The organism is Desulfotignum balticum DSM 7044, assembly GCF_000421285.1.
Classification (GTDB): domain Bacteria; phylum Desulfobacterota; class Desulfobacteria; order Desulfobacterales; family Desulfobacteraceae; genus Desulfotignum; species Desulfotignum balticum.
The window spans coordinates 50,808-63,263 of the sequence record NZ_ATWO01000003.1 but is presented as its reverse complement, the minus strand read 5'-3'; the positions used below and the strand labels follow the sequence as shown (position 1 = coordinate 63,263).

Below are 12,456 nucleotides of genomic sequence, written 5' to 3'. Positions count from 1 at the left end.
GCTTCCAGATCAGTCATTTAAAGTTGCCGGCCGGTTTGCGGCCGGGCATCATCCGGATATAGCCGCTATAGAATCTGTTTCAAAAACAATTTGGTCCGGTCATGGATGGGATTTTTGAAAAAATGCTCGGGTGTGCCTTCTTCCACGATCATGCCTTCGTCCATGAAAATCACCCGGTCCCCCACTTCCCTGGCAAAGCCCATTTCATGGGTGACGCACACCATGGTCATGCCCTCTTTGGCCAGGGTTTTCATGACATCCAGGACCTCACCGATCATCTCCGGATCCAGGGCCGAGGTGGGTTCGTCAAACAGCATGATCTTGGGATCCATTGCCAGGGCCCTGGCAATGGCCACCCGCTGCTGCTGACCTCCGGACAGATTGGACGGCCAGGCCTTGGCTTTGGCGGAGATCCCCACCTTTTCCAGCAGCATCCTGGTTTTTTCCTCCCGCTCCTTTTTGGGTCTTTTCCGCACCAGTTTCTGGGCCAGATTCACATTGCCCTGCACGGTCAGGTGGGGATACAGATTAAAGGACTGGAACACCATGCCCATTTCCGCCCGGACTTTGTTGATATTGGTCTTGGGATCGAAAATATCCACCCCGTCCACCAGGATCTGACCGGCTTCTGCAGTTTCCAGACGGTTCAGGCACCGCAAAAATGTGCTTTTTCCCGAACCGGACGGTCCGATGACCACCACCACCTCTCCTGCCTTGATTTTATTGGACACATCCACCAGGGCCTTGACCTCATGGGGAACATAAAATGTCTTGTAAATACTTATAACATCTATCATTTGGTGGCTGTCCTCCTTTCCAGATACTGGACACACATGGAAAGCGTAAAAGTCATAAGCAGATAGAGAATGGCACACAATATCCACAATTCAAAGGTTTGCAGACTTGTGGTAATACCCTCCCGGGTGGCTTTGGTCAATTCCCTGATGGAAATCAGACCCAGCAGGGAAGAATCCTTGATCAGGTTGATGAACTGGCCTGCCAGGGGCGGCAGGATGGTTTTCAATGCCTGGGGAAGAATAATATGAAACATGCACTGGAAATAGGTCATGCCCGAAGATCTGGCTGCCTCCACCTGACCGGGATGAATGGCCTCGATGCCGGCTCTCACAATTTCCACCACATAGGCGCCCGTGAAAATGGACAAGGCCATGATACCGTACCATTGGGGGTCAAGTTTAGGAATGCCGTTCATCAGCAGAATTTTGTTCATGGTGGTTCCCAGAACAAAATAAAAAATCATGATCTGCACCAGCAAAGGAGATCCCCGGATAACCTCCACATAGGTGATGGCCGACCATTTGAGCACCGGGGTATCCGAGACCCTTGCCACGCCGCCGATGATCCCCAGTGTGATCCCGAAAATCGTGGCAAGGAACGAAATTTTCAGGGTCACCCACAGGCCTTTGGCCAGGATACCGGGCTGCCAACTCCCTTCATACGATGCAACGATATCCCCCGGAGACACCATATCTCCTTCAATCCAGTCATATGAATCTTTGGGAACCGTATAGGTTCTTGTGCCGGCATCCGTTGTGACAATGATATCCACTTTTTCCCTGTTGTCGGCAATGGTGTCAATTTCCCCGTAGCCTTCTGCATACAGGGTAATGGTGGATTTGTACATGAAGTACTTTGGCACCTTGAACCAGCGCCACTGATAATCCACGGCCACCGTGGCATAATACACCGCACCGATGACCATGAACAGCAGCACAAGAAAACCGATCACTGACAGAAAATAGGCAATGGGATTGCTCAAGCGTTTGATGTTGGATATGTTTTGTTCCATATATCTAACCTTACAAAACAGGCCGACAGAAGACATCTTCTGCCGGCCCGGATTCATTCAAAGTTCCTGATGCAATGGTGACAAATCAAATTAATTCTGCAGATCTTTCTGCCATTCATTGGATTTGATCCATTTGTCATAGGACTGCTGCCATCTGCCGTCATTTTTGTACTGGCGGATAAAGTTGTTCAGAAAGTTCAGGAAATCGGGATCCCCTTTTCTGACCGCCATGGCCAGTGGTTCAAAGGTAAACGGTTCGGTCAGTGCAACGGTTTTGCCTTTTCCATGCTGTGCCTGCATGATCTCAATAAGGGGCAGATCATACACCGTGGCATCGGCATTGCCCTGGATCACTTCCATGACCGCTTCGGTTTCCACCTCAAAGCTCTTGTAGGTGGCCCGGGGGATCATTCTTTTGACTGCCTGCTCACCTGTGGTGCCCAGTTTGGAGGTGATGACATATTTGGGATCATTCAGGTCTTTGTAGGATTTTACCACCCCTTCATGTTTTTTGTTCAGCAGGATGGCCTGTCCCACAACAATATAGGGATCGGTGAAGTTGACGGCCAGGTTTCTTTCCTGGGTAACGGTCATGCCGGAAATGATAATATCAAATTTTTCAGTGATCAAAGAGGGGATAATACCGTCCCATGCCGTGTTTACCGGGGTGAACGTAACGCCCATGGCCTTAGCCAGCTGTTTTCCCATGTCAATGTCGAATCCGATGTACTGGCCTTTGGTATTGGTCATTTCAAAGGGAAGGTAGCCGGATTCAAATCCCACCCGGATTTCTCCTGCCTTGACAATGGATTCAAGGGTTGATTTTTTGGCCAGTTCAATGTCGGCACTGAATGCCGGTGCGGAGACAAGAACAAATGCCAGAGCGAACAGGGATACAAACAATTTTTTCATCTTTTTCCTCCTGAAAGTTAAGTTTCGGCTCTGATCATCTCCGTCAGCGAAGATGATCCGTTAAAGCCTGTTAAAGGATAGTAAAAACCGTTTTTGAATCAAGTCTAATAATTAGCGCATAACCAAATTAAATGGCAAGCAATATTTTATGGATCTGGATATTTGACGTAATATGTCCTATGATGATGACGTTATTTGCACGATTCACCCTATAATTCGGTACCCGTTATTATTTCATGAAAAAACAGCTGACTCAAACAAGCCCTTCCTGTTCACCGCTGAAGCCCCCCGGGCTGAAAATACTGGCTGTATCTGATTTCATCGATAAATCCCTGACCCGCCTGGTGGAAACCAGAACCCTGGAGCCCGTGGACCTCATCATCTCCTGCGGAGATATGGAGCCGGAATTTCTGTCATTTCTGCGGGATCGGCTGGACCGGCCCCTGTTTTATGTCAAAGGCAATCACGATATTCGGTACACCTCCGGTAACCCCGTGGGATGCAAAAATATTCACAAGCAGATCATTTCCCTGGACGGAGTCAATATCTTAGGCCTGGAAGGATCCATGTGGTATAACGGCGGCGCCAACCAGTACACCGAAGCCATGATGAAAAAACAGATATTTTCCCTGTGGCTGTCTTTATGGCGTAAAAAACCGGTACATATGATCATCACCCATGCCCCGCCCCGCCACATCCATGACAAAGAAGACTTATGTCACCGGGGATTTGAATGCTTCAACACACTGATTCAAAAATACCGGCCCGATTATTTTATCCATGGACACATACACCGGGAATTTGATACCCAATCCGATAGAATTACACGCGTCAACCATACGCAGGTCATCAACACCTGCGGATTTACACTCATAGAGGTCTGAACCATGAAAAATTTCTTCAAATACCTGTTTTCGGCCGATGCCGCCCGGCAGGATACACGCAACCACGTGGATTCGTTCCATGAACAGCAGGCCCAGGAAGAAGATGTGACGTTCGTTGATCACGGCATCCAGACCATTTCTTTGGAAAACATCATCGGCAGTGTGGGTAAATACGGGGATTTTGATTCCCGGTTCCGGCCCAAAAAACACATGTCCGCCCAGCGGTTTACGGAAATCAAACAGGCCATGCGTCAGGGCAGAGCCATCCCGCCGGTCAAACTGTACCAGATCCGCAACCAATACTATGTCCTGGACGGCAACCACCGGGTGGCGGCGGCCAAGGAACTGGGATGGACGGAAATCAAGGCCAAGGTGGTGGAGATTGTATCCGCCAGGAATACCCTGGAAAACCTGTTGTATCTGGAAAAAACGAAATTTCTGGAAAAAACCGAACTGCCCCGGGAAATCGATCTTACGGAAGTGGGAAAATACAAATATCTGGAACAGCAGATCCGGAAACATCAGGATTACCTGACATCCCAGTCCGGCAAAAACTGCGATTTCATCCGGGCCGCCAGAGACTGGTACCACACCATATACCTGCCCATGACCTCCATCATCCAAAACGGGGACCTGCTCAAGTATTTTCCCGGGCGGACCCTTGCCGACCTGTACACTTATATTGCCTATCATCACTGGGATTCCAGTACCAACCGGCGTTACGGCATCGGTATCGATCGGCTGATCCCCAAAAGCATGGCCGGTTTCAGAAGCGCCATGCTGGAAAAACAAACCCCGGAATACCCGGAAATGAAACGCACCATTACCGCATTCATTCTCATTGACACGGATGCCATGACAGAAACCACCCTGTCGGATCGATTGTTTGCACTGGATGAAGTCCGGGAGGTCCATACGGTTCACGGCAGTATCGATCTCTTGGTAAAAGTGGTTCTCCAGCGGGATTTTCTCACCTCGGATGCGGAAACTATTGCCGAATTCCTGGATCAGCAGATCCGGAAAATCGAGGGAATCAAACGGACCCAGACCATGATACCGGGCCGGTCCCTGGTCAAAGACGGCTTTGCTGGCTAAGCGCGTTGGAAATTTGGGACAATTCAGGAAAAAATGCTGTCAATCCGCCTTGTGCCAATAAATTTTTGTGGTGCTGAAACATGACGGAATCCCACATATCCAGAAATGTTTTCAAAGGTTGGGGCACCTTTTTTTTGTGGAGATAGAATACCCCGTTTTCAATGATTTGAGCCTCGGATTTACCTTTGGACAACTGTTTTTCAATGTGATGTTCCCGCTGGAGGATCTCTTTGATTTTTGCCATAAAAATGTCGGATATGCCTTTTTGGATCATTCCGCCATGACTGGACAGAATCAAATTGATCTGCATTCCGTCCAATCGAAGAAGGGAGAAGATCAGATCCCGGATATCACAATTCTGCCACCCATACCACGGTCCGAACCGGTCCAGTCCCAGATCTCCTGAAAACAGGATCCGGTCATCCGGAAAATAAAACGAGGTATGCCCCGGGGAGTGGCCCGGGGTGTCCATCACCACCATTTCCGGAGCAAACTCCACAAAAACCGTGTCAGGCCCATAGGATGAAAAATGCGTCAACGACCGGAATCCCTGGGTGTTTTCAACAAACGCATGCCACTGTTTGCCGCAGCCTAAGGGACCGGCTGTCTGTTGAACCACATGATCCAGGCTGGAAAGAAATGCCGCTTCTTTTGCCGGCACAAAGACCTGTATCCCGGCTTTTTCCGCCTGGTGGGTCCAGACGCTGTGATCCAGATGGAAATGCGTGATCACCGCTGCATCCGGACATCTTTGTTCCAGCAGGGTCCGGGTATCGGACTCTCCTAAATTCATGTCTATGAATATCTGTTTTCTGGACTGGACAATCAATCCGGCACAAGAGGAAAACCGGGCCATGGAATCGGGTTCCACATATGTAATTTTGTCTGTAATCCGGGTTTGTTTCATAAAAACGTTTTCCTTTGAAAGTATCCTGCAAGCGGACATCCGTGCCGGCAAAACCGTCTGGTACCGGCCTTCAGGGTGAGACAAATGCGGTACGTTCGTCAAACTGAGGATACCCGGCCAGGGTATTGAACAGATCATGCCCATAGTCAAGATCGGATTTTCGGGCCACACAATACTTGATATCCAGCAAAGGATACACCCATACATCGTGCAGGATTTTTATCTGGGCCTGCTCCCACAACCGGATCTGTTTTTTGGGATCCATTTCCGTCAACGCCGTGTCCAGAAGATCATCCACGGAAGTACAATGGGAAAAATTGGTATATGCATTGACACCGGTCAGGACGATGGCATCGGAATGAAAAAATCCCCGCAGATACGTATCCGCATTGGGTCGGAGCGTAAAATACAGAACCATGGCATTCCGGTTGTCCCGGACAATCCGGTGGTATTCTGAATGGGATACGATTTTCAACTCCACGATAATGCCGATCTCTTTCAACGCCTGTTGCAGAATTTCATAGCTTGTCTTAAACAGCCGTTTTTCCGATCCATACAGGGTTAAGGAAAATCCGTCTGCAAACCCGGCGTCCGCCAGCAGTTTTCTGGCTTTTTCAATGTTTTTTTCAAAATTCAGCCCCAAACTGATAATTTTTTCGTTTGACAGCCCACCGGGCAGAAACGCCGGACTCATGGGGGCCAGCACCGGAGACACCAGCTTTGGGCTGGATGCGGCCAGAAAATCATCCCGGTCCAGGGCATGGACGATGGCCTGCCTCACCCGGGGATCATTCAGGGGCTCAATGGAGGTGTTGAAATGAAACAGGCCGGTGAACCCCGGACCGAACACATCGACGATGGTTTCAGGTACCCGGTCCATGCGCTCGATCCATCCGGGTTCGCCCACTCCGAGGATCAGATCCATCTCCTTGTTTGCAAAAGCCGCCTCCCGGGTATCGTTGTCCGGAATAAAATACATTTCCACGCCCGCCAGTTTCGGGGTTCCCCGAAAATACCCGGCATAGGCTCTGAACTCGCATTTTTCCTTTGGCACATACCGGTGAAACATGAACGGACCCGTGCCCACCGGGTGAGTGACAAAGGCATCATACCCACCCGCCTGGATCGCTTTTTCACTCACAATATATCCGCCCCGGTGATTGGCGATTTTCGGCAGAAAAAACAACGGTGACACGGGTTCTTCCAAAATAATTTTCAAGGTATGGTCATCTGTCTTTTCAAACGTCATGCCCGCATATTCACCGGCCATGCTGCAAAAATCCGGGTCTGCCAGTTTTTTTAATGAAAAGATCACATCATCTGCAGTCAACTCATACACCGGGTTGAACGGGCCGGGATGAAAAAAAATTCGTTTTTTCAGATGAACCGTCCAGACCTGGCGGCCATTTTCAAGTTGATACGTGGGAATGGATGCTGCGATATCCGGTTCCAGACGGGAAAGATCTCCGGGTACATACCGGATCAGGCAGTTGAAAACCAGGTCTGCATAGGTATAGTCCTGGGATCCTCTCAGCAGATGAGGATCCAGACTGCCCAAACTGCTGGTATGAACGGCAAATTTCAATACCCGGCCCGGCGGAGAAATCGCATCTGCCTGACCGGTCATCAGCACCCCCCACAACCCACACCCCAATGCCAGGCATCCCAGAAAAGACAACCACCGCTGTTTCACGACACAATCCCCCCCCCTTTTGATTCGGATTCTTTTTATACGAATCAAAAAGGGCAGCGTCAAGGAAAAACTCAAACATCCAGTTACATGGGGGTATTGGGTATCAAGTCCCAGATGCCGCAGGGACAGGCCCCTTTGCAGAACCCGCACCCGATGCACCGTTCCGGATCCACCCGGTATTCAAACCCTGCGTTTCCCATATCGTTGCGAAAAATAGCCGATTCCGGACAAACCGCCACGCAGATGCCGCAATCCCGGCATCTGCCGCAGGATGCACAGACCTCGCCGCAGGACGACAAATCATCAGGCCGTGTTTTGGGATCATAATACGCCAGATGAACCCGGGAGGTATCCATGACCGGCATGGCGGATATTTCCCGGACTTCTTTTCCGGATATCAGCTGATCAATAACCTGGGCCGTGCGTTTACCCGCACCGATAGCATCCGTGATCAGGCCCGGAGCCACTGCATCGCCGATGGCAAATACTTTGGGATCCGAGGTCCGGTTGAACCGGTCCACGGTGACGAATCCATTGTCCACAGCCAGAAGGGGTTGAATGAAATCCAGGTCCGGAACATCGCCGATGGCCACCACCACCGTGTCTGCCGGCAGCAGATCGCCGTTTTGGAGTATTACACCCTGTTCGGTAATTTCTTTAGTATACACGGGCCACAGAAATTTGGCCCCGCAATTTTCCGCATCTTCCCGTTCTTTGCCGAATGCGGCCGGCTGCTGCACATCAATCAGGGTGATGTCTCGGGCTCCTAAGCGATGGGCTTCCGTGGCCACATCACACCCCACATTGCCGGCCCCGATGATCACCACCTGTTTGCCGGGGGTGATTTTCTTTGTTTTGGCATCCGACAGAAATTCATTGGCAAACACCGCCTGCTCGATGCCGGGCACGGGCAGGGATTTTGGTTTTTTCGCTCCGGCCGCCACAACCGTGAAATCATATTCATCCCGGATCCGGACAAAGGCATCCGCATCAATGGGCTGTTTCAGGCGGATATCAGGAATCAGGGCCTTGATCCGCGCCAGTTCCGTTTTCAGGGTGTTTTCAGGAATCCGGGATCCCGGGATCACGGATGCGATCTTGCCGCCGATGACTGGCCCAGTGTCGAACACGGTCACCAAATGGCCGTTGAGGGTCAGGTGCCAGGCAGCGGACAATCCACCGGGCCCCGCACCGATCACCGCCATTTTTCTGCCGGTTTTTTTCGCCGGTTCCGGGGGAGGGACCTGTTCCCCGGCCCGGCCCAGGTTTCTGACACTCACCGGGGGCATGCCTTCCTGATGCCGGGTGCAGGCAGCCATGCAGGGGCTGGGACACAGATATCCGCACACGGTGGCGGGAAACGGGGTATGGGCCAGACCCATGGCAATGGCTTCGTCCACATTGTCAGCCCTTACCATGGCCCAGCGGTCCTGAACCGGAATGCCGGTGGGGCAGGCTGCCTGGCAGGGAGAAATATATTTACCCTGCTCCCACACCGGCACATACCGGCGCAGATCCCCTGTGGCGATCACCGGAATGGTTCCCGGCACTGTTTCCTGCAAATCTCCGATCAGCCCGCCTGGACCCAGTTCCCGGTCCCACACCTGTTGTCTGAAACCCTGCATATCCGGCCGGTCCGGGCTGTCCGCTTTTTCATGGGGGGATTTGGCTGTCAGCAGCATCCACTCCGGCCGGACCGTCAATGCAGCCAGCAGATCCATGCGGCCGGTTTTTTTCAGAAAATGCGAAATCCCGGTTTCCAGCCACTGCCAGTCGTCATCAGTGACCGGAATCTGTTTGGCGTCTTTTTGGCTGAACCCTGCCGCACTGCCCCGGACGAACACCTTGCCTCCCACCATGCCCACCAGGGGCCGGTATCCCAGCACCTGTTCTTCCGGCTGACTGCCGTGTCCGCACACCACGGCAATGCCGCCGGCCATGAATTCACCGAAATAATCCCCGGCCGTGCCCAGGACCCACAGCTCCGGGGGATCGAACCGGGGGTTATGCTTGGTCATGGTCATGCCCCGGGCACCGATGCTGCCGCCCACAAACACCCGGCCCTGGGCCGCGCCGTTCATCACGCCGTTGGAGGCGTGGCCGTGGACCACAATCTGGGCCCCGGCATTGAGCCATCCCAGGTCATCAGATGCCGGTCCCATGATTTCGATACAGGTATTGGCATTTCCCAGGGACCCGGTTCTCTGGCCGGAGTGTCCGATAATGCGGATATTCACCGGATCCGTGCCTGCGTCCCATAACCGGCCCCCGATGCCGTGCTGGCCGAATGCCTCGATCTCCAGATGCCGGTGGCCGCTGCGGATCTGCTGATGAATGATCTCCTCCAGAACCCTGGAAGGAATCCGTTTTTCTTCTCTTTTGCCGGGAATATAAATAAAATCAGTGTGTGTCATATCTGAATTCCTTACACTACATACTTGATACTCAATCGCTGGGCTGCCGCAACATCGTCAATACCCAGGGCGTCGGACATGCCGATGGGCAGAGAGGTGGACCGGCCCAGGGGCGCCACGATCTTTTTGAGTTCCGTGTCAAAAGACACAAACAGGTCCACCACCCGCTCCGCCACATCTTCAGGGTCCAGCCGCCGGTAGAGCCGGGGATCCTGGGATGTGATGCCTTTGGGACAGATCCCCACGTTGCAGACATTGCACCGGTCCTCTTCGGTTCCCACGCACCCGGCGGCCGCCTGCATCACATATTTGCCGATCTGGACCCCGGAGGCCCCCAGCATGATCAATGCCGCGGCATTGGCGGCCAGGTTCCCATTTTTGCCGATGCCGCCGCCGGCAAAAATCGGAATCTCGTTCTGCTTGCCGATTTTGATCAGGTTCAGGTAGTTGTCTCTGATACAGCTGGCAATGGGATGTCCCATGTGGTCCATGGACACGGTATAGGCCGCACCTGTGCCCCCGTCTTCGCCGTCAATGGCCAGGCCCGACGCATAATCGTTGCGGGTGAGGTTGTTGAGCACGGCCAGGGAGGTGGAGGACGCCGAAATCTTGGGATACACCGGCACCCGGAACCCCCAGGCCATGGACATGGACAAGATCATCTTGGCCACGGATTCCTCAATGGAATACTGGGTCTGGTGGGTGGGGGGGCTGGGCAGGCTCACGCCGGCGGGCACGCCCCGGATGGCGGCGATGAGTTTATTGACCTTGTGCCACATCAAAAGGCCGCCGTCCCCGGGTTTGGCTCCCTGGCCGTACTTGATTTCGATGGCGCAGGGATCTTCCTTCATATGCGGAATGGCGTGAATGATCTCATCCCAACCGAAATAGCCGGAAGCGATCTGGAGAATCACGTATTTAAGGAACCGGGACCGCAGCAACCGGGGCGGGCATCCGCCTTCACCTGTGCACATGCGCACGGGCATGCCCATCTCTTCGTTCAGATACGCCACCCCCATCTGGAGTCCCTCCCACATGGTGGGGGACAGGGCACCGAAAGACATGCCGCCGATGATCAACGGATAGATTTCCCGCACCGGCGGAATCCACCCGTTTTCCTTCAGACGCTTCATGTTTTCCCTGGGGGAAAGCACCCGGCCCAGCAGGGTCCGCATCTCGAACTCATGACGTCCGGCATCCAGGGCCGGGTCCGTGAGCATGGAGATCCGGGTGAACTTGATCCGGTCCAGAATCGAGCCGGCCGCGTTGCGGCGACCGCCCCGGCGCCGGGGCACCCCCTGCTGGTTGATATGAAACTTCATCCGGTCCAGCCCGGGATTTTTTTCCGGATGGATGGCGTCATTGGGGCACACCAGGGTGCACATGGCGCACCCGATACAGGCATGGGCCACATCGGTTTTCTGCCGGATCCCGTAAAACACATCCTGGGCAACCCCCTGATCCGCCTGTCTGCGGATGCTGGGTTTGAGGGTCCGTTTTCTGAACACGCCCAGTTCAATGGCTTTGACCGGACACACGGCCGTGCACTGGCCGCACAGGGTACACCGGTCATTGCTGAATTTCACCTGCCAGGGCAGGTCGTTAAGGCTTAAAGCGGAAGGTTCAAGGCTTCGGTTTGACGACATATGGTTACCTCCTGGCGGTCGGGGCCGACAATGGCTGTGTCTAAATGCATGGGTTGAATGTCTCTGGATTTGTCCCGGTCCGGAATCACGGCATCCAGGCCGCAGATTTCCGACGAGAACCCGTAAAGGCCGGGCTTCCCTCCCACCACACCGGGCCGCAGCTTTTTGCGGTCCTGGACCATGAACAACGAATGGTCCGGCAGGGTGCCGATGACGCAGTTGGGGCCGTCAATGATCAGAGACCGGCAGGTGCGTTTCAGGTGAGATAAAAATCCGGCATTGGGATGAACGGCCAGGTCTCTTTCCTGAAGCGGGGTGATCACATGCTTGTACCCGTCGATTCCCAGCCCCAGCTCAACCAGGGAATAATGCAGGATATGGGCGAACACTTCGGAATCGGACTGGTATCCGGTGTAGGCGGCAATCCCCCGGGAGGTCAGAAAATCCCTGATGGGAATAAATGCCGTGTTTTCGCCGTTGGTCATGGTGCTGTACCCTTTGATGAAAAACGGATGACACGCATACAGGTCAATGGCGTAATTGGTGTTCTGCCTTCCCTGGGCCATGATGATTCTAGCCTTGAGCTCCTTGCGGTCCAGTCCCAGATATCCGGCCAGAAGCAGCGGATCTCCGATCTCCTTGATCATGATGGTGTCCGGCCAGAAGGAAAACACCATCATATCTTTTTTTTCCTCTCCCATTTCGCGGATCTTGAGCCGGATGTCGGACAGCCGGACCGCCATGTCGTCTTTGCTCAGACTGTCCCAGTCTTCGGGCAGTTCATAGGCCCGGATCAGGTACAGATCTCTTCTGGGAATGCCTTCCACCGGTTTTTTAGGCACTTTTAAAGAAATTTTATATTTGGTGAGAAAGCCTAAATCCATCATGAACAGATCCAGGCGCCGGATCCCTTCTTCACTGAAAATACCCGACAGAATCGGGGCCTCTTTCATCTCTTCAAACGGCCCGCCCAGGTCCTGAAGCAACAACCCCATGCCGGACCCGTCATGGCCTTCCTTCATCACATCCAACGCCTTGATGGCCAGCATGGGGGACACCGGGTCCCGGCTGGTGAGTGCGAACAAACGACACATA

At 53.2% G+C, this 12,456-nt stretch carries 10 protein-coding genes; 2 read left to right on the top strand and 8 right to left on the bottom strand.

All coding sequences use genetic code 11. From position 1 onward, the window contains the following. Positions 1-65 precede the first annotated feature (65 nt). From K365_RS0125035 to K365_RS0125025, 3 genes are all read right to left on the bottom strand, one after another. The gene (locus K365_RS0125035) at positions 66-797 is read right to left on the bottom strand and encodes an amino acid ABC transporter ATP-binding protein (protein ID WP_006966751.1); all 732 of its coding nucleotides are present in this window, start codon (positions 795-797) and stop codon (positions 66-68) included. Beyond that, positions 794-1,810, bottom strand: coding sequence for an amino acid ABC transporter permease (locus K365_RS0125030; RefSeq protein WP_245569311.1), 1,017 nt, complete (start codon positions 1,808-1,810; stop codon positions 794-796). The genes K365_RS0125035 and K365_RS0125030 overlap by 4 nt, the downstream gene beginning before the upstream one ends. Positions 1,811-1,900: 90 nt before the next feature. Beyond that, complete coding sequence (locus K365_RS0125025; protein WP_024336808.1) at positions 1,901-2,722, bottom strand: transporter substrate-binding domain-containing protein; 822 nt, start codon at positions 2,720-2,722, stop codon at positions 1,901-1,903. Positions 2,723-2,958: 236 nt separating this feature from the next. Here K365_RS0125025 and K365_RS0125020 point away from each other — a divergent pair, with 236 nt between their 5' ends. Both K365_RS0125020 and K365_RS0125015 read left to right on the top strand, forming a co-directional pair. Continuing rightward, a complete protein-coding gene (locus K365_RS0125020; protein ID WP_006966754.1) occupies positions 2,959-3,606 on the top strand; it encodes a metallophosphoesterase family protein in 648 nt (215 codons plus the stop codon). A 3-nt stretch (positions 3,607-3,609) separates the two neighbouring features. After that, positions 3,610-4,701, top strand: coding sequence for a ParB N-terminal domain-containing protein (locus K365_RS0125015; protein WP_006966755.1), 1,092 nt, complete (start codon positions 3,610-3,612; stop codon positions 4,699-4,701). On the opposite strand, the gene K365_RS0125010 is transcribed toward K365_RS0125015, so the two are convergent. The 5 genes from K365_RS0125010 to K365_RS0124990 form a co-directional block, all read right to left on the bottom strand. Beyond that, positions 4,679-5,608, bottom strand: a complete 930-nt coding sequence (locus K365_RS0125010; RefSeq protein ID WP_024336806.1) for an MBL fold metallo-hydrolase — start codon at positions 5,606-5,608, stop codon at positions 4,679-4,681. The genes K365_RS0125015 and K365_RS0125010 overlap by 23 nt on opposite strands. Positions 5,609-5,678: 70 nt before the next feature. Then, positions 5,679-7,301, bottom strand: a complete 1,623-nt coding sequence (locus K365_RS0125005) for an ABC transporter substrate-binding protein (RefSeq protein ID WP_006966757.1) — start codon at positions 7,299-7,301, stop codon at positions 5,679-5,681. Between the two features lie 83 nt (positions 7,302-7,384). Beyond that, positions 7,385-9,715, bottom strand: a complete 2,331-nt coding sequence (locus K365_RS0125000; protein ID WP_024336805.1) for an FAD-dependent oxidoreductase — start codon at positions 9,713-9,715, stop codon at positions 7,385-7,387. A gap of 11 nt (positions 9,716-9,726) precedes the next feature. Continuing rightward, the gene (locus K365_RS0124995; RefSeq protein WP_024336804.1) at positions 9,727-11,361 is read right to left on the bottom strand and encodes a glutamate synthase-related protein; all 1,635 of its coding nucleotides are present in this window, start codon (positions 11,359-11,361) and stop codon (positions 9,727-9,729) included. Further along, positions 11,325-12,455, bottom strand: coding sequence for a class II glutamine amidotransferase domain-containing protein (locus tag K365_RS0124990; protein ID WP_024336803.1), 1,131 nt, complete (start codon positions 12,453-12,455; stop codon positions 11,325-11,327). Before K365_RS0124990 ends, K365_RS0124995 begins: the two co-directional genes overlap by 37 nt. Between the last annotated feature and the right edge of the window lies 1 nt (position 12,456).